21 protein-coding genes are annotated in these 23,963 nt (G+C 64.8%); 10 read left to right on the forward strand and 11 right to left on the reverse strand.

Translation table 11 applies throughout. The features are described 5' to 3' along the window. Nucleotides 1-10 precede the first annotated feature (10 nt). From FXN65_RS27040 to FXN65_RS27050, 3 genes are all read left to right on the forward strand, one after another. Nucleotides 11-1,507, forward strand: coding sequence for a YifB family Mg chelatase-like AAA ATPase (locus FXN65_RS27040; protein ID WP_151138347.1), 1,497 nt, complete (start codon nucleotides 11-13; stop codon nucleotides 1,505-1,507). Nucleotides 1,508-1,619: 112 nt separating this feature from the next. After that, entirely contained in the window at nucleotides 1,620-3,593 is a 1,974-nt protein-coding gene (locus tag FXN65_RS27045) for a BCCT family transporter (protein WP_151138350.1), read from the forward strand. Between the two features lie 94 nt (nucleotides 3,594-3,687). Then, nucleotides 3,688-4,488 (forward strand): TlpA disulfide reductase family protein, encoded by an 801-nt coding sequence (locus tag FXN65_RS27050; RefSeq protein ID WP_151138353.1) that lies wholly within the window; start codon nucleotides 3,688-3,690, stop codon nucleotides 4,486-4,488. On the opposite strand, the gene FXN65_RS27055 is transcribed toward FXN65_RS27050, so the two are convergent. Next, complete coding sequence (locus FXN65_RS27055) at nucleotides 4,485-5,402, reverse strand: LysR substrate-binding domain-containing protein (RefSeq protein WP_151138355.1); 918 nt, start codon at nucleotides 5,400-5,402, stop codon at nucleotides 4,485-4,487. The two genes, FXN65_RS27050 and FXN65_RS27055, sit on opposite strands and share 4 nt — an antisense overlap. A gap of 138 nt (nucleotides 5,403-5,540) precedes the next feature. Here FXN65_RS27055 and FXN65_RS27060 point away from each other — a divergent pair, with 138 nt between their 5' ends. Next, on the forward strand, nucleotides 5,541-6,944 hold the full coding sequence (locus tag FXN65_RS27060; RefSeq protein ID WP_151138358.1) for a NorM family multidrug efflux MATE transporter: 1,404 nt from the start codon (nucleotides 5,541-5,543) through the stop codon (nucleotides 6,942-6,944). Between the two features lie 201 nt (nucleotides 6,945-7,145). Here FXN65_RS27060 and FXN65_RS27065 read toward each other — a convergent pair whose 3' ends face one another. After that, nucleotides 7,146-8,819 carry a putative bifunctional diguanylate cyclase/phosphodiesterase gene (locus tag FXN65_RS27065; protein WP_151138360.1) on the reverse strand — a complete coding sequence of 558 codons (1,674 nt, stop codon included), beginning with the start codon at nucleotides 8,817-8,819 and terminating at the stop codon, nucleotides 7,146-7,148. A gap of 257 nt (nucleotides 8,820-9,076) precedes the next feature. Here FXN65_RS27065 and rep point away from each other — a divergent pair, with 257 nt between their 5' ends. Both rep and FXN65_RS27075 read left to right on the forward strand, forming a co-directional pair. Continuing rightward, complete coding sequence (gene rep, locus FXN65_RS27070; RefSeq protein WP_151138363.1) at nucleotides 9,077-11,089, forward strand: DNA helicase Rep; 2,013 nt, start codon at nucleotides 9,077-9,079, stop codon at nucleotides 11,087-11,089. Between the two features lie 51 nt (nucleotides 11,090-11,140). Then, complete coding sequence (locus FXN65_RS27075) at nucleotides 11,141-11,713, forward strand: xanthine phosphoribosyltransferase (RefSeq protein WP_151138365.1); 573 nt, start codon at nucleotides 11,141-11,143, stop codon at nucleotides 11,711-11,713. 228 nt (nucleotides 11,714-11,941) lie between these two features. Here the strand turns inward: FXN65_RS27075 and FXN65_RS27080 are convergent, their stop codons facing one another. The 5 genes from FXN65_RS27080 to dadA all read right to left on the reverse strand — a co-directional run bounded on the left by FXN65_RS27080 (nucleotide 11,942) and on the right by dadA (nucleotide 16,005). Further along, on the reverse strand, nucleotides 11,942-12,364 hold the full coding sequence (locus tag FXN65_RS27080) for a c-type cytochrome (protein WP_151138368.1): 423 nt from the start codon (nucleotides 12,362-12,364) through the stop codon (nucleotides 11,942-11,944). 132 nt (nucleotides 12,365-12,496) lie between these two features. Beyond that, nucleotides 12,497-13,045, reverse strand: coding sequence for a cupin domain-containing protein (locus FXN65_RS27085; protein ID WP_077525549.1), 549 nt, complete (start codon nucleotides 13,043-13,045; stop codon nucleotides 12,497-12,499). 198 nt (nucleotides 13,046-13,243) lie between these two features. Further along, on the reverse strand, nucleotides 13,244-14,311 hold the full coding sequence (gene alr, locus FXN65_RS27090; protein ID WP_151138370.1) for an alanine racemase: 1,068 nt from the start codon (nucleotides 14,309-14,311) through the stop codon (nucleotides 13,244-13,246). 67 nt (nucleotides 14,312-14,378) lie between these two features. Continuing rightward, nucleotides 14,379-14,732 carry a RidA family protein gene (locus FXN65_RS27095; RefSeq protein WP_103103100.1) on the reverse strand — a complete coding sequence of 118 codons (354 nt, stop codon included), beginning with the start codon at nucleotides 14,730-14,732 and terminating at the stop codon, nucleotides 14,379-14,381. Then, nucleotides 14,707-16,005: a D-amino acid dehydrogenase gene (gene dadA / locus FXN65_RS27100; protein WP_151138372.1), complete on the reverse strand. Its 1,299-nt coding sequence runs from the start codon at nucleotides 16,003-16,005 to the stop codon at nucleotides 14,707-14,709. Before dadA ends, FXN65_RS27095 begins: the two co-directional genes overlap by 26 nt. Nucleotides 16,006-16,163: 158 nt before the next feature. Here dadA and FXN65_RS27105 point away from each other — a divergent pair, with 158 nt between their 5' ends. Both FXN65_RS27105 and FXN65_RS27110 read left to right on the forward strand, forming a co-directional pair. After that, nucleotides 16,164-16,652 carry an Lrp/AsnC ligand binding domain-containing protein gene (locus tag FXN65_RS27105; RefSeq protein WP_151138375.1) on the forward strand — a complete coding sequence of 163 codons (489 nt, stop codon included), beginning with the start codon at nucleotides 16,164-16,166 and terminating at the stop codon, nucleotides 16,650-16,652. Nucleotides 16,653-16,751: 99 nt separating this feature from the next. Continuing rightward, nucleotides 16,752-18,074, forward strand: a complete 1,323-nt coding sequence (locus FXN65_RS27110) for an NAD(P)/FAD-dependent oxidoreductase (protein ID WP_151138377.1) — start codon at nucleotides 16,752-16,754, stop codon at nucleotides 18,072-18,074. Nucleotides 18,075-18,128: 54 nt separating this feature from the next. On the opposite strand, the gene FXN65_RS27115 is transcribed toward FXN65_RS27110, so the two are convergent. After that, the gene (locus FXN65_RS27115; protein ID WP_151138379.1) at nucleotides 18,129-19,280 is read right to left on the reverse strand and encodes an MFS transporter; all 1,152 of its coding nucleotides are present in this window, start codon (nucleotides 19,278-19,280) and stop codon (nucleotides 18,129-18,131) included. Nucleotides 19,281-19,408: 128 nt separating this feature from the next. Next, entirely contained in the window at nucleotides 19,409-20,902 is a 1,494-nt protein-coding gene (locus FXN65_RS27120) for an aldehyde dehydrogenase (protein WP_151138381.1), read from the reverse strand. A gap of 229 nt (nucleotides 20,903-21,131) precedes the next feature. Between FXN65_RS27120 and FXN65_RS27125 the strand changes: the two genes are divergently transcribed. Both FXN65_RS27125 and FXN65_RS27130 read left to right on the forward strand, forming a co-directional pair. Beyond that, the gene (locus tag FXN65_RS27125; RefSeq protein WP_151138383.1) at nucleotides 21,132-22,472 is read left to right on the forward strand and encodes an aspartate aminotransferase family protein; all 1,341 of its coding nucleotides are present in this window, start codon (nucleotides 21,132-21,134) and stop codon (nucleotides 22,470-22,472) included. Between the two features lie 14 nt (nucleotides 22,473-22,486). Further along, nucleotides 22,487-22,852 (forward strand): cupin domain-containing protein, encoded by a 366-nt coding sequence (locus FXN65_RS27130; RefSeq protein WP_151138385.1) that lies wholly within the window; start codon nucleotides 22,487-22,489, stop codon nucleotides 22,850-22,852. Between the two features lie 571 nt (nucleotides 22,853-23,423). Here FXN65_RS27130 and rpmG read toward each other — a convergent pair. Both rpmG and rpmB read right to left on the reverse strand, forming a co-directional pair. Next, nucleotides 23,424-23,579: a 50S ribosomal protein L33 gene (gene rpmG / locus FXN65_RS27135; protein ID WP_003457707.1), complete on the reverse strand. Its 156-nt coding sequence runs from the start codon at nucleotides 23,577-23,579 to the stop codon at nucleotides 23,424-23,426. Nucleotides 23,580-23,589: 10 nt separating this feature from the next. Beyond that, complete coding sequence (gene rpmB / locus FXN65_RS27140) at nucleotides 23,590-23,826, reverse strand: 50S ribosomal protein L28 (RefSeq protein WP_044400708.1); 237 nt, start codon at nucleotides 23,824-23,826, stop codon at nucleotides 23,590-23,592. Nucleotides 23,827-23,963 lie beyond the last annotated feature (137 nt).

Here is a 23,963-nt window from a genome sequence, read left to right on the forward strand (position 1 = left end):
GGAGTGATCAATGTCCCTGGCCATCGTCCACAGTCGCGCACAGGTCGGCGTCGAAGCCCCTGCCGTGACCGTCGAAGCCCACCTCGCCAACGGCCTGCCCTCCCTCGCGCTGGTAGGGCTTCCGGAAACCGCCGTAAAGGAAAGCAAGGACCGCGTGCGCAGCGCGATCCTCAATAGCGGCTTCGATTTCCCACCCCGCCGCATCACGCTCAACCTCGCCCCTGCTGACCTGCCGAAAGACGGTGGCCGCTTCGATCTCGCCATCGCCCTTGGCGTACTCGCCGCCAGCGGCCAACTGCCGGCCAACGCCCTGGATTCGGTGGAGTGCCTGGGCGAACTGGCGCTTTCCGGCACCCTGCGCCCCGTGCAAGGCGTACTGCCCGCCGCCCTGGCCGCCCGTGCCGCCGGCCGCACCCTGGTGGTGCCCCGGGAAAACGCCGAGGAAGCCAGCCTCGCCAGCGGCCTCAAGGTCCTGGCGGCCGGACACCTGCTGGAGCTGACCGCGCACTTCGCCGGCCATACGCCCCTCGCGCCCTACCAGGCCCAGGGCCTGCTCAAAGATCGTCCGCCCTACCCCGACCTCGCCGAAGTCCAGGGCCAGGTGGCCGCCAAGCGCGCCCTGCTGGTGGCTGCCGCCGGCTCCCACAACCTGCTGTTTTGTGGCCCGCCCGGCACCGGCAAGACGCTGCTTGCCAGTCGCCTGCCCGGCCTCTTGCCGCCACTGGAAGAACAGGAAGCCCTGGAAGTGGCAGCGATCCATTCGGTCGCCAGCCACGCGCCGCTGCAAGCCTGGCCCCAGCGACCCTTTCGCCATCCCCATCACAGCGCCTCCGGCGCAGCCCTCGTGGGTGGTGGCAGCCGCCCCAAGCCCGGCGAAATCACACTGGCGCACCAGGGCGTGCTGTTCCTCGACGAACTCCCCGAGTTCGACCGCAAGGTGCTGGAGGTCCTGCGCGAGCCGCTGGAGAGCGGTGAAATCGTCATCGCCCGCGCCCATGACAAGGTGCGATTCCCCGCCCGCTTCCAGTTGGTGGCGGCCATGAATCCCTGCCCCTGTGGATATCTTGGTGATCCCGGTGGCCGCTGCCGCTGTACCCCCGAGCAGATCCAGCGCTATCGCAGCAAGCTTTCCGGCCCCTTGCTCGACCGCATCGACCTGCACCTGACCGTGGCCCGCGAAGCCACCACACTGCAACCGCCCACCCACGTCGGCCCCGGCAGCATGGAGGCCGCCGCCGAAGTCAGCCGCGCGCGACGCCTGCAGCTCCGGCGCCAGGGTTGCGCCAATGCCTTCCTCGACCTGAAGGGGCTGCGCCGGCACTGCCTCCTCGCCACCGACGACCGCGCCTGGCTGGAAGAGGCCTGCGAGCGCCTGAACCTGTCGCTACGCGCGGCCCACCGTATCCTCAAGGTTGCACGTACCCTGGCCGATCTGGAGCAGGTTGAAGACATCGCCCGCCATCACCTGGGAGAGGCGCTCCAGTACCGGCCGGAGCCCTTGTCGTGAGCAATTGAAAACTATCAGCTGCATATTCCTAAAAGACTTTTTCTATTCATCCTGTTAGAATGCCGCGCCTTCCGCCCTTGGCGGCCATCCGATCAAAAGGAGAGCTAGCTCAATGGAGGCACGTTCGTCTTCGCAATCCACCCTCAATCCGCCGGTCTTTTTCGGCTCCGCAATCCTCATCATCGCCCTGGTGCTCTACAGCACCCTCGCCCGTGACCAGGCGCAATCACTGTTCGGCCACATCCAGGACTGGATCATCGTCAACGCCAGCTGGTTCTACGTGCTCACGGTGGCGCTGATCCTCATCACCGTGGTCTTCCTCGCGATCAGCCGCTTCGGCGACATCAAGCTCGGCCCCGACCACAGCCGGCCCGATTACCGCAATGGCACCTGGTTCGCCATGCTGTTCTCCGCCGGCATGGGAATCGGCCTGATGTTCTTCGGCGTTGCCGAGCCCCTGATGCACTATGCCAACCCGCCAGTGGGCGATGCCAACACGGTAGCCGCGGCCAAGGAGGCCATGAAGCTGACCTTCTTCCACTGGGGCCTGCATGCCTGGGCGATCTACGCCATCGTCGCGCTGATCCTGGCGTTCTTCTGCTTCCGCCACGACCTGCCGCTCACCTTGCGCTCGGCGCTCTACCCGCTGATTGGCGAGCGCATCCATGGCCCCATTGGCCACGCTGTGGATATCTTCGCCATCCTCGGCACCGTGTTCGGCGTGGCAACCTCCCTCGGCTATGGCGTGCTGCAGATCAACAGCGGCCTCAATCACCTGTTCGGCCTGCCGGTAAGCGTGCCCGTGCAACTGGTGCTGATCGCCGTCACCTGTGCCCTGGCGACCCTGTCGGTAGCCAGCGGTCTGGACCGGGGGATCCGCATTCTCTCCGAGTTCAACCTGCTGCTGGCGGTGATCCTGCTTGCCGTGGTGCTGGTCCTCGGGCCCACCGTGTTCCTGCTCAAGACCTTCATCCAGAACACCGGCGGCTACCTCTCGGAGATCGTCAGCAAGACGTTCAACCTCTACGCCTACGAGTCCAGCGACTGGATCGGCGGCTGGACCTTGCTCTACTGGGGCTGGTGGCTGTCCTGGTCGCCCTTCGTCGGCCTGTTCATCGCGCGCATTTCCCGGGGCCGCACCATCCGCCAGTTCGTCTGCGGCGTCCTGTTCGTCCCGGCCGGCTTCACCCTGCTGTGGATGACCGTATTCGGCGACACCGCGATCCACATGGTGCTGCAGGAAGGCGTCCACAGCCTGGCCGACACCGTGGCACAGGACAGCTCACTCGCGCTCTTCGCCTTCCTCGAACAGTTCCCCTTCTCTTCCCTGCTGTCGCTGGTGGCGGTGCTGATGGTGGTGGTGTTCTTCGTCACCTCCGCCGACTCCGGCGCCCTGGTGGTGGACATGCTGGCCTCCGGTGGCCGTGAAGTGACGCCACTCTGGCAACGCCTGTTCTGGTCGATCCTGATGGGCGTTGTAGCCATGGCGCTGCTGCTGGCCGACGGCCTCAAGGCGCTGCAGACCGCGACCATCGCCAGCGCCCTGCCCTTCGCCATCGTCCTGCTCGCTGCCACCTGGGGACTGCTCAAGGCCCTGCGCCTGGACGCCACCAAGCGCGGCATCCGCTACCAGGCGCTCAACCTCTCGCGGCCGGCCCAGCGCCAGCACGGCGGCTGGCAGCGGCGCCTGCGCAATATCCTGATGTTCCCGCGCCGCAGCCATGTCACCCGCTTCATCGATGAAGTGGTGCGCCCCGCTTGCCTGGAAATCTCCGAGGAACTGCGCAAGCAGGGCTACACGGTCGACGTGCAGAACGGCGAGGATGGCCGTTGCAAACTGAACGTCGGCCACGGCGCCGAGGTGGATTTCAGCTACGAGGTGCGCCCGCGGCCGTTGCCACTACCGGCCTTCGTCAGCCGCGATGGCGAAGAGAGCCAGGACTCGCGCAAGTACTTCCGCGCCGAGGTCTACCTGCGCGAAGGCGGGCAGGACTACGACGTGATGGGCTGGAGCCGCGACGAGGTGATCGGCGACCTGCTCGACCAGTACGAGAAGCACCTGCACTTCCTCCACGTCGTGCGCTGAGGCAGCTCCTGTCCCGAAACATTTATCCACAGCCCGGCGCTGCCCCATGGGCGCCAGGCTGCGATACTCGCCGCCTCATCCCACGGAGTCCGGCATGACCAGCTTCAACCTCGGCCCCCTCGCCATTCCCATGCAGCATGGGCTGCTCTACCTCGGCTTCTTCGCGGCGCTGTTCGCAGGCTGGCTGGCCGGGCGCAAGCGCAAGGCCAACCCCGAGGGTGTGCTGTTCGCCATGCTGATCGGTGGATTGCTGGCGGCGCGCCTGGCATTCGTCGGGCAGTACTCCGAACAGTACGCGACACGCCCCCTGAGCCTTGTGGATATCCGCGACGGCGGGTTCCTGTTCTGGCCAGGCCTGGTCTGCGCCGCCCTGATCGGTGCCGGACTCGCCTGGCGCAAGCCGACCCTGCGCCGGTCACTGGCCATCGCCGTACTGGTCGGCGGCAGTCTCTGGGGGAGCGGGCTCGCGCTGGTCTCGGCCCTGGAGCGCAGCCGCCAGCTACCGGAATTGAGCCTGATGGATTTGCAGGGCAATCCGGTGGACCTGCGCGCCCTGGATGGCCGCCCACTGGTGGTCAATCTCTGGGCCACCTGGTGCCCGCCGTGCCGTCGCGAAATGCCGGTGCTGGAGGCGGCGCAGAACGCCAATCCCGACGTGCGCTTCCTGCTGGTGAACCAGGGCGAGCACGCCGAAGCGGTGACCCGCTATCTCGCCGAACAGGGCCTGGCTCCCCGGGACGTACTGCTCGACAGCGGCAATCGCCTGGGCCAGGCCACCGGGTCGTTCGGCCTGCCCACCACCCTCTTCTACGACGCCAACGGCAGGCTGAACCACAGCCATATGGGCGAACTTTCCAGCGCCAGCCTCGAACATGGGCTGCGCCAGTTGCCCTAGCCCAGCAATTCCACTGGCGGCAGCGCCATCGCCGCCACCTCGGCCTGGAGAAAGTCACGCAGCCGGCGCAGGCGATCCTGGCCACGGCGGGCGCGGGGCCAGACCAGGTAGTAGCTGTCGCCGCTGGCCACCGCCGTGGGCCAGGGCAGGCCGATGCGCCCCAGGGTGACGTCCTCGGTCACCATCACCAGATCACCGATCGACACCCCGTACCCCCGCGCGGCAGCGACTATGCCCAGCTCGAGGGTGTCGAACACCTGGCCGCCCTTGAGCGAAACCTTCTCGCTGAGGTCCATGCGCTGCAACCAGCGGCGCCAATCGCGGCGGTCCGGCGTCGGGTGCAACAGTTCGGTGGCCTGCAGGCGCGAAAGGCTCCAGGGCTCCCCGGCCTGGGACGGCTCACAGACCGGAATCAGCCATTCGCTGAACAGCAGGGTCACCTCCCAGTCCTGGCTGAATTGGCCGTCGCTGAGCAGCACCGCGCAGTCGAATGGCTCGTGCTGGAAGTCGACCTTGTCCACATCCATCCAGGCGCTGGTCAGTTGCACCTCGATATCGGTGTTGAGATGACGGAAACGGCTGAGGCGCGACAGCAGCCAGCGCATGGTCAGGGTCGACGGTGCCTTCAGCCGCACAGTGGCGTCGTCGACCCGCAGCGTGGTGCAGGCCCGCTCCAGGGCGTCGAAACCGTCGCGCAGACCGGGCAGCAACATGCGTGCCGGCTCCGTGAGCTGCAGGTTGCGCCCCTGGCGCTCGAACAGGCGACAGGAGAAATGCTCCTCCAGGGTGCGGATGTGCCGACTCACCGCGCTCTGGGTGATGGCCAGCTCCTCGGCGGCGCGCGTGAAGGACGCATGGCGGGCGGCGGCCTCGAAGGCACGCAGGGCGTAGAGCGGGGGCAGACGACGCGACATATGCCTCTACCTATGAGTAATAGTCATGAATGGCATCATTTTTTTCCTTTTGTGCCGATTCATCAAGGCTCAGAGAATTGCTCAATTCAAAGCCGGACAAGGGGATTGGCCGGCTCTCCGAAATAGTGAGCCTTACTCATGCCGCAGAGCATACGCAATGAACTGGTGGCCATCCTGCGCCTGGCCGGGCCGCTGATCGCAGCCCAACTGGCCCACGTGGTGATGGTCTTCACCGACACCGTGATGATGGGCCTCATCGGCCCCGAAGCCCTGGCCGGTGGCGGCCTCGGCGCGGCCAGCTATTCCTTCGTGTCGATCTTCTGCGTCGGCGTGATCGCCGCCGTGGGCAACCTGGTCGCGATCCGCCATGGCGCCGACGACAAGGCCGGCGCTACCCGCCTGACCCAGAGTGGCCTCTGGCTGGCCTTCGGCATGGCGCTTGCCGCGGGCCTCTTGTTGTGGAACCTGAAACCCGTGCTGCTCGCCTTTGGCCAGGCACCGGAGAGCGTGAAAGGCGCCATGCAGTTCCTCTCCACCCTGATCTTTGCCCTGCCCGGCTATCTCGGCTTCATGGCCCTGCGCGGCTTCACCAGCGCCATCGGCCGGCCCGGCCCGGTCATGGCCATCAGCATCGGCGGTGCCCTGGCCAACTTCCTGCTGAACTACGCGCTGATCCACGGCATGTTCGGCCTGCCGAAGATGGGCCTCGCGGGCATCGGCCTGGTCACCGCCGTGGTAATGAACGGAATGGCCCTGCTGCTGGCCTGGCACATCGTGCGCAACCCGGCCTACGCGGCCTACCCGCTGCTCAAGGGGCTGCAACGTCCATCCCGCGAGGCACTCACCGAACTGGTGCGCCTGGGCCTGCCCATCGGCGGCACCTATGCGGTGGAATCCGGCCTGTTCGCCTTCGCCGCTTTGTGCATGGGCGCCCTGGGTAGTACCCAGCTGGCGGCACACCAGATCGCCATACAGTCGGTCTACGTGGCCTTCATGGTGCCGGTCGGTATCTCCTACGCGGTGACCTTCCGTATCGGCCAGCACTACGGTGCCGGCCGGCTGGAGGAAGCACGCCGCGCCGGGCGGCTGGGCATCGGCTTCGGCGCCAGCTGCATGCTCGCCTTCGCGGTGCTGTTCTGGGTGGCGCCGGAACGGGTGGTGGGGCTGTTCCTCGACCGCCGCGCCGCCGAGTTCCACGACATCGTGCAGTTGGCCGTGAGCCTGCTGGCGGTGGCGGCCTGGTTCGAACTGTTCGACGGCATCCAGACTATCGCCATGGGTGCGATCCGTGGCCTGAAGGACGCCAAGACCACCTTCCTGGTCGGCCTCGGCTGTTACTGGCTGGTGGGTGCCCCTGCGGCCTGGCTGCTCGCCTTCCCCCTGGGCTGGGGCGCCACCGGCGTCTGGTGGGGCCTGGCTCTGGGCCTCGCCTGCGCGGCGCTGGGGCTGGCCCTGGGCTTCGAGTGGAAGACCGCACGGCTGTTACGGCCAGAGCCTGTAGGGGCGAATTCATTCGCCAACCGCGGCGAAGCCGCCCCATGACAACCTGCCGGCGAACCTGCGGCCCGCTTGGCGATTGAAATCGCCCCTGCACCAGGAGCCAACGGAAACAGGGTGCGCCATGTGCACCGACTCGCTGATCAAGACACCGTACCTGTCTCCCGGCTGAACACGCGGCGCACCCTACGGGGCTGCTGCGCAGCCCTTCGCGAATGAAGTCGCGCCCACGGGTAGATGGGAGGCTCAGGGTTCCTGGCCGGCGAACAGCGCCTGGCGGGTACCGAACACCAGGAAGCGCGCCAGCTCGGCCAGGGGCAGCGGCCGGCTGATCCAATAGCCCTGGGCCTGGTCGCAGCCGAACTGGCGCAGCAACGACAATTGCTCGGCGTTCTCCACGCCCTCTGCCACCACTTCCAGGTTGAGGTTCTGCGCCAGGTTGATCATCGCCTTCACCAGTTGGCGATTCTCCGGACGGTCGTGCATGCCGCCGACGAAGCTCTTGTCGATCTTCAGCAGGGCAATGGGCAGGCTGTTGAGGTGAACGAAGGAGGAGAAACCGGTGCCGAAGTCGTCCAGGGAAAAGCGCACGCCCAGCCGGCCCAGTGCCTCCATGGTCTGACGCACCTGCTCGCTGCGGCGCATCACGGCGGTTTCGGTCAGTTCGAACTCCAGCCAGCGCGCGTCGACGCCGCGCTCGTGGATCAGCCGGCTCAGGGTGGAGAGCAGCTGACTGTCCTGGAACTGGCGGAACGACAGGTTCACCGCCATGTGCAACGGCGGCAGGCCGCGTCCGCGAAGCCACTGCATATCGCGCAGGGCACGGGAGATCACCCAGTAGCCCAGGGGCACGATCAGGCCGCTTTCCTCGGCCAGCGGCACGAATTCGTTGGGGGTGAGCAGGCCTCGCTCGCCGTGGCGCCAGCGCACCAGCGCCTCGAGGCCGAGGATGTTGCCGGTCTTCAGGCAAAGCCGCGGCTGGTAGTGCAGCTCCAGCTCGTCACGGCGAAGGGCGCGGCGCAGCTCGCTTTCCAGGTCTGCGCGGCTGCGCGCACTGCGATTGATGCGTTCATCGAAGATATGGAAGGTGCAACCCTGGCTGGCCTTGGCCTGTTGCATGGCGATGTGGGCATGCCACATCAACGGATCGGCGCCTTCGCTGGTACGGGAATGGGCGATACCGAGGCTGCAGCCCAGCAGCAGGCTTTCGCCGTCCACCTGATAGGGCTCGGCCAGGGCTTCGGCGATGCGCTCTGCCACCCGCTCGGCGCGGCCCGGGTCGCGACGGGTGTCCAGCAGCAGGGCGAACTCGTCGCTGCCCAGGCGCGCGACCTGGTCGCCGGCACGCAATTGCGCCTTGAGCCGTGCCACCACCTGCAGGATCAGGCGGTCGCCGGCCTGGTAGCCGAGGGCGTCGTTGGCGTGGCGGAAGTTGTCCAGGTCCAGGTGGCCGAGGGCCAGGCCGCGCCCTTCGTACTCCACCAGGCGCGCGGCCAGCAGGGTCTGGAAGCCCTGGCGGTTGGCGATGCCGGTGAGCGGGTCCTGCTCGGCCAGGCGCTCCATGGTGCTCTGCAGGTTCCGTCGCTCGCGGACGTGGCGCAGGGTACGGCGCAAGGTGTCGACGCCCAGGTGCCTGCGCACCAGCCAGTCGCTAACGCCCTGGGGGGCTTCGGCGGGCTCCTCTTCGAGCAACAGGATGATCGGCAACGGGCAGCGCCCGGCGGAGGGCAACAGACTGGGGGTACAGAGCACCAGGGCGCAGTCCAGGTCGTCCATCAGGCCACTGGCGGCATCCCAGGAGCCGGCGGTGATCAGGGGGGATACGCTGCCCATCGCGGCCAGAAGGTCGCGAAGCAATACCGCCCAGGCCGGCGATTCCGCCAGCAGGAGCATACGCATTGGCTCGACGAGCGCGGACAAATGACCTCCCCGGGTCACGGAAACTTCGGCGCTTTCGCGCCAGGCTGCGCCATTTTCGGCGTCGTTCTTACCACACTTCCCTGCGTGGCCTTCGCCAATTCGCCGACGAAGACCGCACCATCGTACTGTCTATGTGGAATTTTCCAAGGAAAACCCACCAGCAATAGAGGTTGCATCACAGTTGCCCGGAGGTACTTCGGTACAACCCGGCCAGCCTGCTAGAATGCGCGGCCATTCGCCTTGATCCAGCCCCCAGCATGTCCCGACTCAACCCTCGGCAACAGGAAGCCGTGAACTACGTCGGTGGTCCGCTATTGGTGCTCGCCGGCGCAGGCTCCGGCAAGACCAGTGTGATCACCCGCAAGATCGCCTACCTGGTGCAACAGTGCGGGATCCGCGCGCAGCACATCGTCGCGGTGACCTTCACCAACAAGGCGGCGCGCGAGATGAAGGAGCGCGTCGGCACCCTGCTGCGCGGCAGTGAGGGCAAGGGCCTGACCGTCTCCACCTTTCACAACCTCGGCCTGAACATCATCCGCAAGGAACACGCGCGCCTGGGCTACAAGCCCGGGTTCTCGATCTTCGACGAGTCGGACATCAAGGCGCTGCTGACCGACATCATGCAGAAGGAATACGCTGGGGATGATGGTGTAGACGAAATCAAGAACTACATCGGCAACTGGAAGAACGACCTGATCCTGCCGGACGAGGCGCTGGCCAAGGCGCGCAACCCGAAGGAACAGACCGCCGCCGTCGTCTACCTGCACTACCAGCGCACGCTCAAGGCGTACAACGCGGTGGACTTCGACGACCTGATCCTGCTGCCGGTGAAGCTGTTCCAGGACAACCCGGACATCCTGGAAAAGTGGCAGCACCGTGTGCGCTACATGCTGGTGGATGAATACCAGGACACCAACGCCAGCCAGTACCTGCTGGTGAAGTTGCTGGTGCAGCACCGCGCGCAATTCACCGTGGTGGGTGACGACGACCAGTCGATCTACGCCTGGCGCGGCGCGCGGCCGGAAAACCTGATGCAGCTGAAGGAAGACTTTCCCTCGCTGAAGGTGGTGATGCTGGAGCAGAACTACCGCTCCACCAGCCGCATCCTCAAGTGCGCGAACATCCTCATCGCCAACAACCCCCACGTGTTCGAGAAACAGCTGTGGAGCGAGATGGGCGTGGGCGACCCGATCCGCGTGATCCGCTGCCGCAATGAGGACGCCGAGGCCGAGCGCATCGCCATGGAAATCCTCACGCTGCACCTGCGCACCCAGCGGCCCTACAGCGAGTTCGCCATCCTTTACCGGGGCAACCACCAGGCCAAGCTGATGGAGCTCAAGCTCCAGCACCACCAGATTCCTTATCGGCTGTCCGGCGGCACCAGCTTCTTCGGCCGCCAGGAAGTGAAGGACCTGATGTCCTACTTCCGGCTGCTGGTGAACCCGGACGACGACAACGCCTTCCTTCGCGTGATCAACGTGCCGCGCCGGGAAATCGGCTCCACCACCCTGGAGAAGCTCGGCAACTACGCCACCGAACGCGGCATTTCGATGTACGCCGCCTGCGACGAGATGGGCCTGACCGAGCACCTGGACAGCCGCTTCACCGACCGCCTGCAGCGCTTCAAGCGCTTCATGGACACCGTGCGCCAGCAGTGCGCACAGAACGACCCCATCGCCGCGCTGCGCAGCATGGTGATGGACATCGACTACGAGAACTGGATTCGCCAGAACGCCTCCAGCGACAAGGTCGCGGACTTCCGCATGGGCAACGTCTGGTTCCTCGTCGACGCCCTGAAGAACACCCTCGAGCGCGACGAAGAAGGCGGCATGACCATCGAGGAAGCCATCGCCAAGCTGGTGCTGCGCGACATGCTCGAACGCCAGCAGGAAGAAGAGGAAGGCGCCGATGGCGTGCAGATGATGACCCTGCACGCCTCCAAGGGCCTGGAATTCCCCTACGTCTTCATCATGGGCGTCGAGGAGGACATCCTCCCCCACCGCTCCAGTATCGAAGCCGACACCATCGAAGAAGAACGCCGCCTGGCCTACGTGGGCATCACCCGCGCGCGGCAGAACCTGGCCATGACCTTCGCCGCCAAGCGCAAGCAATACGGCGAAATCATCGATTGCTCCCCCAGCCGCTTCCTCGAGGAACTGCCTCAGGAAGACCTGGAATGGGAAGGCATGGAAGACGCACCCGTGGAGGTGAAGGCCGCGCGCGGCAACACTGCCCTGGCGGACATCCGTGCAATGCTGAAGAAATCGTAATCAGAAGACACCCCGGCGAAAGACCGGGCATACACACATGAGGGTACAGGCGTGGAAGCGCTGAAACAGAAGATTCGTGAAGAAGGCATCGTACTGTCCGAGCAGGTACTGAAGGTCGACGCCTTTCTCAACCACCAGATCGATCCGCGCCTGATGCAGCAGGTGGGCCATGAGTTCGCCGAACGCTTCAAGGGCCAGGGCATCACCAAGATCGTCACCATCGAGGCCTCGGGCATCGCTCCGGCGGTGATGGCCGGCCTGGAACTGGGCGTGCCGGTGATCTTCGCCCGCAAGTTCCAGTCGCTGACCCTGAAGAACGACCTGCTGATCTCCAAGGTGTTCTCCTTCACCAAGCAGACCGAGAGCACCATCGCCATCTCGGCCAAGCACCTGACTGCCGCCGACAACGTACTGGTGATCGACGACTTCCTCGCCAACGGCCACGCCGCCAAGGCGCTGATCGACCTGATCCAGCAAGCCGGCGCCAGCGTCGCCGGTATCGGCATCGTGATCGAGAAGTCCTTCCAGGAAGGCCGTGCCCTGCTGCAAAGCGAGGGCTACCGGATCGAGTCCCTGGCGCGCGTCGCCTCGCTCGCTGACGGCAAGGTCACCTTCGTCGATTGATGCTCGCGAGTCCTGCCGTGGTTTGTGGCTGAGCCCACGATGCCCAACGGGTGTCGTTTGGCTTCGCCGAGCTCAGCCCGACCTACCGCTCCGAGGAAACTGGTTATCTGTGGGCGATTTCCATCGCGAATGCATTCGCTCACAGCGCGCCCGGGCTGCGGCAACGGGTCGCATCCTGCAGACACAAAAAAGCCGCCCGAAGGCGGCTTTATCAAAGATGGCGGACTATTACAGGCCGGACATCTTCTTGATGGTGGCTTTCAGCTCATCATCGGTGCAGTCGGCGCAGGTGCCCTTCGGCGGCATGCTGTTGATGCCGGTAATGGCCTTGGCCAGGATGCCGTCGAGGCCGCCCTGGTGGTCAGCACGCTCTTTCCAGGCAGCGGTATCGCCGATCTTCGGCGCACCCAGCACGCCAGCGGTGTGGCAGGCGCCACAGTGCTTGGCGATGATGTCGTCCGGCGTGCGCGCACCGCCGCCAGCTGCGGCCGCTACGGCGCCAACACCCTTGCATTCCTGACCCTGTACGCAGACCTCGCCTACCGGCTTGATGCGCTCGGCGATGGCGTCGTCGGTCGCGGCCTGGGCGCTAACAGCCCACAGGGCCAATACGGCAGCATGGGCCGCCAGCATCTTCTTGATTAGGTTCACCCTTACACCCTCATCGTGGCTAGTATCGCCCGCGGCCACGGTTTCGCGGGCGGGCGCAAGTATATACGGTTAGTCCGCCACGCTGAAACAACCCAACATGTCGCAGGGAAATTCGCGTGGCGCTCCTGGAATTCAGAAGTTCGCCGGAGTGGTCGCGCTGATCAGGCGAGCCGGGGCGTCGAACGGATTGCGGAAACGGTGCGGCTTGCTGCTTTCGAAGTAGTAGCTGTCACCCGGTTCGAGGACGTACACCTCGCTGCCGATGGTCAGCTCAAGTCGGCCCTCCACCAGCATGCCGGCCTCTTCGCCGTCGTGTGCGTACATCTCGTCACCGGTATCGGAACCCGGCGGATAGGTCTCGTCGAGGAAGGCCAGGGCGCGGCTGGGATGGGCCTTGCCCACCAGCTTCATGGTGATGGCGCCGCTGCAGATATCGGTGAGTTCGGAAGCCCGATAAACCACCTGGACCTGGTTTTCCTGCTCAAGATCGAGGGAGAAGAATTCAACCAGCGACATGGGAATACCCCCCAGCACCTTCTTCAGCGAACTGATGGAGGGGCTGACACTGTTCTTCTCGATCATGGAAATCGTGCTGTTGGTGACACCCGCGCGCTTGGCGAGCTCACGCTGGGACAGGCCTTTCAGCTTACGGATGGCTTGCAGTCGAACACCGACGTCCAATGGCGGGATCCTCCTTGGGGATCAGGGGTGGTCACGGTCGCCGTATCATGGCAACAGCGTTCAGTATTTACAACACTCGGGCCGTCAATACTGCGCAAACTTTCCACACCCCAAGGCGAGCCTTGGAAAAGCTGTAATCTTGCGGCAAACGTCGGTCAAATGATCGATTTCATGATCACTTGACCCCTTCTTCAGAAATCAGACGTAGACGAGTGGCACCCGGCGCAGGTTGCAGAAGATCTGGTACGGAATGGTGCCGGCGTGGATCGCCACCTCACTGGCGAGGACCTCCTTGCCCCACAGTTCCACGCGGCTGCCGAGGCCCGCGTTGGGCAGGTCAGTGAGATCGACCGTGAGCATGTCCATCGATACCCGGCCGACCAATCGGCTCGGCTGCCCGTCGATGCTCACCGGGGTGCCGGTGGGAGCATGGCGCGGGTAGCCATCGGCGTAGCCCATGGCGACCACGCCGACGCGGGTCGGGCGCTCGGTGACGAACTTCGCGCCGTAGCCGACCGGCTGGCCGGCAGGCAGTTCGCGCACACTGATGATTTTCGATTCCAGCGTCATCACCGGCTTCAGCTTCTCGGCCAGGGAATGCGCCTGTTCGAAGGGGGTGGCGCCGTAGAGCATGATGCCGGGACGCACCCAGTCGCTCGGCACCTGCGGCCAGCCCAGCACCGCCGGCGAGTTGCGCAGGCTGATCTCGGCTTCGAGGCCGGCGCGGGCCTGCTCGAAGACGGCGACCTGCTCGGCGCTGCTGGCGCAGTCCAGTTCGTCGGCACGGGCGAAGTGGCTCATCAGGACGATCTTCTCGACCTTGCCACTCGCCTGCAGGCACTGCCAGGCGTCCCGGTATTCGGCCGGGTGCAGGCCAACGCGGTGCATGCCCGAGTCCAGCTTGAGCCAGACGGTCAGCGGCTTGCGAAGGGAAGCGGTTTCGATGGCCTCCAGCTGCCAGCCGGAATGCACCACGGTCCAGAAATCGTGCTCCTGGATCAGCTCCAGTTCGTCGGCCTCGAAGAAGCCTTCCAGCAGCAGGATCGGCTTGCGAATACCCGCCGCGCGCAACTGCAGGGCTTCCTCGATGCAGGCCACGGCAAAACCGTTGGTCTCGGACTCCAGCGCCTGGGCGCAGCGCACCGCGCCATGGCCGTAGGCATCGGCCTTGACCACGGCGAGAGCCTTGGCGCCCGTGACTTCCCGGGCGAGGCGGTAGTTGTGGCGCAGGGCTTCGAGATCGATCAGGGCACGGGCGGGACGCATGGCGAGGGCTTCTTCTAATTGATCGGATGGAAAAAACCCGGCGCGAACGCCGGGCTGAGCAAGAAAACTACGGAAGTGCAGCGACGACCGTCATCTCCACCAGCACATCGGGCGAGTACAGCTTGGCCTCGACGCAGGCACGGGCCGGAGCGGCGCCCTTCGGCACCCAGGCATCCCACACCGCGTTCATCGCGGCATAGTCCGCCTCCATGTCCTTCAGGTAGATGGTCACCGACAGGATGCGGCTCTTGTCGGTGCCCGCCTCGGCCAGCATCGCGTCGATGGCGGCCAGGGTTTCACGGGTCTGCTGGCCGACGCCCGCGCTGTGCTTCTCATCAAGCTGGCCGGCCAGGTAGACCGTGCCGTTGTGGATGACGATTTCGCTGTAGCGGGTTTCAGTGCGCAGGCGCTGGATTGACATTGTCCGGGGTCTCCTTGGAATTGCCGTAACGGAAGATATCCAGGCCTTCGGCGCTGATCTGCGGACGCTTGCGCGCCATCAGGTCTGCCAGCAGGCGGCCGGAGCCGCAGGCCATGGTCCAGCCAAGGGTACCGTGTCCGGTGTTGAGGAACAGGTTGCGGAACGGGGTGGCGCCCACGATCGGGGTGCCGTCCGGGGTCGCCGGGCGCAGGCCGGTCCAGAAGCTGGCCTGGGACAGGTCGCCACCTTCCGGGTAGAGGTCGGCTGTGATCATTTCCAGGGTGTCGCGGCGAGCCGGATTCAGGTCCAGGTTGAAGCCGGTGATCTCGGCCATGCCGCCCACGCGGATGCGCTTGTCGAAACGAGTGATGGCGACCTTGTAGGTCTCGTCGAGAATGGTCGAGGTCGGAGCCATGGCCGGATTGGTGATCGGCACGGTCAGCGAATAGCCCTTGAGCGGATAGACCGGCGCCTTGATGCCGAGAGGCTTGAGCATTTGCGGGGTGTAGCTGCCCAGCGCCAGCACATAGCGGTCTGCGGTTTCCAGCTTGCCGTCGATCCACACGCCGTTGATGCGGTCACCGGCGAAGTCCAGGCGCTCGATGTTCTGGCCGAAGCGGAACTCCACACCCAGCTTCTCGGCCATCTCGGCGAGGCGGGTGGTGAACATCTGGCAGTCGCCGGTCTGGTCGTTGGGCAGGCGCAGGGCACCGGCCAGCTTGTGCTTGACGTTGGCCAGGGCGGGTTCGACGCGGGCGATGCCGTCGCGGTCGAGCAATTCGTAGGGCACGCCGGACGCTTCGAGCACGGCGATGTCCTTGGCCGCGGCGTCTACCTGGGCCTGGGTGCGGAACAGCTGGGTAGTACCGAGCGCACGGCCTTCATAGCTGATGCCGGTTTCAGCGCGGAGTTCGTCGAGGCAGTCGCGACTGTACTCGGACAGACGCACCATGCGCTCCTTGTTCACCGCATAGCGGGCGGCGGTGCAGTTGCGCAGCATCTGCGTCATCCACAGGTACTGGTCGATGTCGCTGGTGGTGCGGATGGCCAGCGGCGCGTGCTGCTGCAGCATCCATTTGACGGCCTTCAGCGGCACGCCAGGCGCCGCCCAGGGCGACGCATAACCGGGGGAAACCTGACCAGCGTTGGCGAAGCTGGTTTCCATGGCCACGGCGTTCTGGCGGTCGACCACGACCACCTCGAACCCCGCCTGGGCCAGGTAATAGGCGCTAGTCGTACCGATCACACCACTGCCAAGGACCATCACTCGCATGTCTGTCTCCATTCGCAGCGGGGGATTCGCTGCGTTTGTTATTTTGAGCGTCATTGGCGCGCAGTATAGGGAGGCCACCCCAGTGATATTCACTATATAGCCAGCTATATTTGGCGATAATTCTCGGCAAAATGCGCTTCAGCGGAGGGGCATCCACCATGCGTACCCAGCATCAATCCCGTCGTGAACTCGACAAGATAGACCGGAATATTTTACGAATCCTGCAGGAAGACGGCCGCATCTCCTTCACCGAGCTAGGCGAACGTGTAGGACTTTCCACCACGCCCTGCACCGAGCGGGTCCGCCGCCTGGAGCGCGAGGGCATCATCCTCGGCTACAACGCACGGCTGAATCCTCAGCACCTCAAGGCGAGCCTGCTGGTGTTCGTCGAGATCAGCCTGGACTACAAGTCCGGCGACACCTTCGAAGACTTCCGCCGCGCCGTGCTCAAGCTGCCCCACGTGCTGGAGTGCCACCTGGTGTCGGGCGACTTCGACTACCTGGTGAAGGCACGGATCAACGAAATGGCCTCCTATCGCAAGCTGCTCGGCGACATCCTGCTGAAGCTGCCCCACGTGCGTGAATCCAAGTCCTACATCGTCATGGAAGAGGTGAAGGAATCGCTGAATCTGCCTATTCCCGAATGATTCGTTACGCGCGTTCCGAACCCCTTGGCATGGTCGGGGGGTTCGCCTTATTCTGCCCGGGCGTCAAATTTTCCAAACAATAAAATCAGGATTTCGCACATGAACGCCCGCGTTCGCATCCCGGTGCACACCGAACAGCACGCCCCCTCCTATTACGCTGCGACCGCCAACCGTCGCGTGGAGTGCCCGCCCCTGGCGGGAGAGGAGCTGGCCGACGTGTGCATTGTCGGTGGCGGATTCTCCGGGCTGAACACGGCGATCGAACTGGCCCGGCGCGGCCGCTCGGTGGTGCTGCTGGAGGCCCGGCAGATTGGCTGGGGCGCCAGCGGGCGCAATGGCGGGCAGCTGATTCGCGGCGTCGGCCACGGTGTCGAGCAGTTCGAGCCGGTGATCGGCGCCGAAGGCGTGCGCTCCCTCAAGCTGATGGGGCTGGAAGCGGTGGAGATCGTCCGCCGCCGGGTGGAAGAGTTCGCCATCGACTGCGACCTGACCTGGGGCTACTGCGACCTGGCCAACAAGCCCGGCGATTTCGCTGGTTTCGCCAAGGACATGGAGGAGCTCAAGGGCCTTGGCTACCGCCACGAGTTGCGCCTGGTGCAGCCTGGCGAAATGCGCAGCGTGGTGGGTTCGGATAGCTACGTCGGCGGTCTGGTCGACATGGGTTCCGGCCACCTGCATCCGCTCAACCTCGCCCTGGGCGAAGCCGTTGCGGCGCAATCCCTTGGCGTACGCCTGTTCGAGCACTCTGCCGTCACCCGCATCGAGTACGGCGCCGACGTGAAAGTGCGTACCGCCAACGGCGTGGTCCGCGCCAAGACCCTGGTGCTGGGCTGCAATGCCTACATGAACAATCTCAACACGACCCTCGGCGGCAAGGTGCTGCCCGCCGGCAGCTACGTCATCGCCACCGAACCGCTGCCCGCTGAACTGGCCCGTGAGCTGCTGCCGCAGAACATGGCGGTGTGCGACCAGCGCGTCGCCCTGGATTACTACCGTCTCTCCGCGGACAACCGCCTGCTGTTCGGCGGCGCTTGCCACTATTCCGGACGCGATCCGGCGGATATCGGCGCCTATATGCAGCCGAAGATGCTCAAGGTCTTCCCGCAACTGGAGGACGTGCGCATCGACTACCAGTGGGGCGGCATGATCGGCATCGGCGCCAACCGCCTGCCGCAGATCGGCAAGCTGGCGGACCAGCCCAACGTCTACTTCGCCCAGGCCTACTCCGGCCACGGGCTGAACGCCACCCACCTGGCCGGCAAGCTCCTGGCCGAAGCCATCTGTGGCGAGCAGAGCCACGGCTTCGACGTTTTCTCCAAGGTGCCGCACATCACATTCCCCGGCGGCCGCCACCTGCGCTCGCCACTGCTGGCCCTGGGCATGCTCTGGTACCGGATGAAGGAAGCGGTGGGGATCGCCTGATCCCGCACATGGGGAGCCGATCGCGAAAAGGACCGCTTGGCGGCCCTATTCTGCTCAGTCGGCGACGACCTCGACGCCGTCATCGAACAGCTCTCGACTCCAGGCCAGCCAGACGAATCCAGCAGCACCGAGGGCCATCATCAGCGGCAAGGCGTGGCCGCTGATCCACTGGCTCGCCGCGCCGGTCACCAGCGGCCCCACCAGGCAGCCGATTCCCCAGAGCTGGGCGACATGGGCGTTGGCCCGCACCAGTTCGTCATCCCGATAGCGCTCGCCGATAAGGATCAGCGCCAGGGTGAACAGCCCGCCAGCACTGGCGCCGAACAGCACCCATACCGGCCAGATCAGCGGCGTGTGCAGCAGCAGCGGAATGCCCAGGCTGCTCAACAACAGCGCCAAGCCGCATGCACGGAACAAGGTGCGCCGCGACATGCGGTCGGCCAGCCAGCCGATGGGCAGTTGCAGGGCGGCATCACCCACCACCACCACGCTGGCCATCAGCAGCGCCACTTCCTGGGTGAAGCCCTGACGCAGACCGTAGATCGGCAGCAGGGTCAGCATCATCGCCTCGAAAGCGGCGAACAGTACCACCGCCCAGGCGATGGTCGGCAAGCGGGCGCAGAATGACCAGAGCCCACGCCCCGAGGCGCTGTGGGCGTCAACGCTGGGAGCGCCGGTGCGGCCGAGCAGCAGCAGCGAACCGCCGATCAGCAGCCCGGTGCCAGTCCAGAAACCGAGGTCATTGCCAGTGCCGATCGCCGTCAGCAGCAGCGGGCCGGACAACTGGCTCAGGGCGTAGCCGGTGCCGTAGAGGGCCACCAGGCGTCCGCGCCATTCGTCCACCGCCAGCTGGTTGATCCAGCTTTCGCCGAGGATGAACACCACCGTCAAGGCGACGCCGATCAACAGCCGCAGCACCAGCCAGACCGGGTAGGACTGCACCAGCGCCAGCGATGCCACCGACACGGCCCCCACCAGCAGGCACATCTGCATCAGGGTGGTAGTACCGAAGCGCGCAGCCAGTCGCCCGGCAATCACCGCGCCGAGCAACACACCGACTGCCGGGGTCGCCGCCATCACGCCGATGGCGAAACTGCCGTGGCCCCAACTTTCCAGCCGCAGCGACACCAGCGGCATAGTCACGCCCAGGGCGAGGCCGATGCTGATGACCGCGCCGCAAACCGCGAAGTAGGTTCCCCAACGCATTGCCAATGTCCTCCCTTTCCATGTGGCGCAAAGCAAAAAAGGCCGGGCTCCATCACTGGAAACCCGGCCGCAGGCGTGGCTCGTAGAGCCGGCCCCTCGAACCGCGAGGGGCGGACCTCAATGGCGTATCAGAGCTTGATCCAGGTGGACTTCAGCTCGGTGTACTTGTCGAAGGCATGCAGCGACTTGTCGCGGCCGTTGCCGGACTGCTTGAAGCCGCCGAAAGGTGCGGTCATGTCGCCGCCGTCGTACTGGTTGATCCAGACGCTGCCGGCGCGCAGGGCCTTGCCGACCAGGTGGGCGCGGGACAGGTTGTTGGTCCACACCGCCGCAGCCAGGCCGTAGATGGTGTCGTTGGCGATGGCGATGGCTTCCTCTTCGCTGTCGAAGGCGATGACCGACAGGACCGGGCCGAAGATTTCTTCCTTGGCGATGCGCATGGCGTTGTCCACGCCGTCGAAGATGGTCGGCTCGACGTAGGTGCCGCCGGTTTCTTCCATCACGCGCTTGCCGCCGGCCACCAGCTTGGCGCCGTCGTCATGGCCGGCCTGGATGTAGGACAGCACGTTGTTCATCTGGGTGGTGTCCACCAGGGCGCCGACGTTGGTCGCCGGGTCCAGCGGGTTGCCCGGTTTCCAGGTCTTGATCGCCTCGACCACCATGGGGACGAACTTGTCCTTGATGGAGCGCTCGACCAGCAGGCGCGAACCGGCGGTGCAGACTTCGCCCTGGTTGAAGGCGATGGCGCCAGCCGCGGCTTCGGCGGCTGCCTGCAGGTCTGGCGCGTCGGCGAAGACGATGTTCGGGCTCTTGCCGCCGGCTTCCAGCCAAACGCGCTTCATGTTGGATTCGCCGGCGTAGATCATCAGTTGCTTGGCGATCTTGGTGGAGCCGGTGAACACCAGGGTGTCGACGTCCATGTGCAGGGCCAGGGCCTTGCCCACGGTGTGGCCGAAGCCCGGCAGCACGTTGAACACGCCAGCCGGAATGCCGGCCTCGATGGCCAGCTGGGCGATACGAATACCGGTCAGCGGCGACTTTTCGGAAGGCTTGAGGACGATGGAGTTACCGGTAGCCAGCGCCGGGCCGAGCTTCCAGCAGGTCATCAGCAGCGGGAAGTTCCACGGCACGATGGCCGCGACCACGCCCACCGGCTCGCGGGTCACCAGGCCCAGTTCGTTGTGCGGGGTGGCGGCCACTTCGTCGTAGATCTTGTCGATCGCCTCGCCGCTCCAGCGGATGGCACGGGACGCGCTCGGTACGTCGACACTGAGGGAGTCACCGATCGGCTTGCCCATGTCCAGGGTTTCCAGCAGGGCCAGTTCCTCGGCATGGGCGTCGATCAGGTTGGCGAAGCGGATCATCACTTCCTTGCGCTTGACCGGCGCCAGGCGCGACCACACACCAGACTCGAACACAGCGCGGGCATCTTTCACGGCCAGTTCGGCATCGGCCTGGTCACAGCTGGCGACCTTGCCCAGCAGACGACCATCGACCGGGCTGATGCAATCGAACGTCTCGCCGGAAACGGCGTTGGTGTATTCGCCATGAATGAAGGCGCGGGTCTCGATCTGCACGGACTTGGCGCGTTGTTCCCAGTCTGCACGGGTCAGGGTGGTCATCGGAGCTTTCCTCTTATTAGAAGAGTGCCGCCAGCTCAGGCATGCACTGTCAAAAATTCTGCAAGGCCGACCTACATTTGGCCATCCTCGCAACCCTAAACCAGAGAGGATAGCCTTTTCAATATATTTTACAGTTGCCGGCCAAACGCCCTTGTCATGTTCGTTATATTAAACATAGACTCCGCCAAAATCACTACAACACCTCACCTTGCCTTTTCCGGTGCTCACAATGACAAATGCCTTTGCGCCAAAACCGGGCAGAATATCCAACAGTCTCGACGACTTCTGGATGCCCTTCACCGCCAACCGCCAGTTCAAGACCAATCCGCGCCTGCTGGAAAGTGCCGAAGGCATGTACTTCACCAGCGCCGACGGGCGCCAGGTCCTGGACGGCACCGCCGGCCTCTGGTGCTGCAACGCCGGTCACGGTCGCCGGGAAATCACCGAGGCTGTGAGCAAACAGATCGCCAAGCTGGATTTCGCACCGACCTTCCAGATGGGCCACCCGCTGCCCTTCGAGCTGGCCGAGCGCCTGGCCGACATCGCCCCCAAAGGCCTGAACAAGGTGTTCTTCACCAATTCCGGTTCAGAGTCGGCGGACACCGCGCTGAAGATCGCCCTCGCCTACCAGCGCGCCATCGGCCAGGGCACCCGCACCCGCCTGATCGGCCGCGAACTGGGCTACCACGGTGTAGGCTTCGGCGGTATTTCGGTAGGCGGCATGGTCAACAATCGCAAGGCCTTCCCTGCCCTGCTGCCGAACGTCGATCACCTGCCCCACACCCTGGACATCCAGCGCAACGCGTTCAGCCGTGGCCTGCCGGAATTCGGCATCGAGAAGGCCGATGAACTGGAACGCCTGGTGACCCTGCACGGCGCCGAGAACATCGCCGCCGTGATCGTCGAACCGATGTCCGGCTCGGCGGGCGTGATCCTGCCGCCGGTGGGCTACCTGCAGCGCCTGCGCGATATCACCCGCAAGCACGGCATCCTGCTGATCTTCGACGAGGTCATCACCGGCTTCGGCCGCGTCGGCCAGGCCTTCGCCGCCCAGCGCTGGGGCGTCACCCCGGACATCATCACCTGCGCCAAGGGCTTGACCAACGGCGCCATTCCGATGGGCGCGGTGTTCGTCGCCGAAGAGATCTACCAGGCCTTCATGCAGGGCCCGGAAAGCGCCATCGAGTTCTTCCACGGCTATACCTATTCAGGCCATCCGGTGGCCTGCGCCGCCGCACTGGCGACCCTGGACATCTACCAGGGCGAGCGACTGTTCGAGCGCACCATCGAACTTGAAGGCTACTGGCAGGATGCCCTGCTCAGCCTGAAGGACCTGCCTAACGTGATCGACATCCGCGCAGTGGGCCTGGTCGGCGGCGTACAGCTTGCACCAAGCGCCGAAGGCGTGGGCAAACGCGGCTTCCAGGTCTTCGAACAGTGCTTCCATGACGGCGTGATGGTGCGCGTTACCGGCGACACCATCGCCATGTCGCCGCCGCTGATCGTGGAGAAGGACCAGATCGACATTCTCGTCGGCAAGCTCGCCGACTCCATCCGCAAGGCCGCCTGAACAGGGACCGCACCATGAACATCCAGCAGATCGTCGACTTCGCCCAGGCCACCACCACCCCGGAACACTACCGCCCAGCGCCCGAGAAGATCCTCAAGGGCGATCCCGAGCAGAGCGTACGCAACCACTACGGCAGCCCCTGCGGCCAGTTCAACGTGGGCATCTGGGAAGGCGCGGTGGGCCACTGGACGGTGAGCTACACCGAGCACGAGTACTGCGAGATTCTCCAGGGCGTGTCGGTGATCCGCGACGCCGACGGCAATGCCAAGACCGTGCGCGTGGGCGACCGCTTCGTCATCCCGGCCGGCTTCTCCGGCACCTGGGAAGTGCTGGAGCCGTGCCGCAAGGTCTACGTGATTTTCGAACAGGCCGCTCGCTGAGCCCGTTCTCGTTCTCTCCCATGCTTGTCACCCTTCAGCCCGCCACTGGCGGGCTTTTTTATGGGCGGGAACAAAGGGCTGTCTTCTCGGGTGAGGGCGATTTCAATCGCCGAGCAGGCCACCGGCCTGCCCTCCCGCCCCTCGCTGGGTCGGCGCCGTCGCCCTTGGCGAGTAAATATCCACGTTCGTAGAGCGTGGACTTGCGATAGCCCTCTGGAAGGGGGCGAATCCACTATCGCGCACAACGCCGACCTCTTTAGGCCCGTCTTGACCGCAGGGTGCGCTGTACGCGCCGACTACAGGACCCGTTTCGGCACCTTGCCAAAGCGCCTGTGCGCACGGCGCACCCTACCCGATCGGCCTCATCCTGCCAGCCTGAGCATTCGAATCGTCACAGGCAGAGCCGATGACTCATGACCACGCCCCCAGGACGCGGTTTACCAAGCTCAACTGAATTCGCCCCACAACGAATCGGCAAGCCAAGCCCATCGCCCGCCCCATCGGCCGGCAGCAAATCGCAGGCATGAAAAAGCCCGCACAGAGCGGGCTTCTTCGACAAGGGCCGGATCAATTACTTGATCTTGGCTTCCTTGTAGATCACGTGCTTACGCACAACCGGATCGAATTTCTTGATTTCGATCTTGTCGGGAGTGGTGCGCTTGTTCTTGTCGGTGGTGTAGAAATGGCCGGTACCGGCACTGGACACCAGACGGATCAGTTCACGCATGATTGACTCCTTAAACCTTTTCGCCGCGGGCGCGCAGTTCGGACAGAACTACGTCAATGCCGCGCTTGTCGATGATACGCATGCCCTTGGCGGAAACGCGCAGACGCACGAAGCGCTTCTCGGACTCGACCCAGAAGCGATGGTGCTGCAGGTTCGGCAGGAAACGACGACGGGTTTTGTTGTTTGCGTGGGAAATGTTGTTCCCAGTAGCCGGACCCTTACCGGTTACTTGACAGACTCTCGACATGCCTCAGCCCTCTAAACCACATGCCCAACCCGGCATGGGTTGGCCGCTTGAACTCTCACTTTGTGGGCGCTTGAGCGCCCGTCTCGTCAGGGTCTTACCGGCCGCAATTTGACTGCGAAAGACCGGGCCCCCAGAAA

This window comes from Pseudomonas lalkuanensis, assembly GCF_008807375.1.
In the GTDB taxonomy this organism is placed as follows: domain Bacteria; phylum Pseudomonadota; class Gammaproteobacteria; order Pseudomonadales; family Pseudomonadaceae; genus Metapseudomonas; species Metapseudomonas lalkuanensis.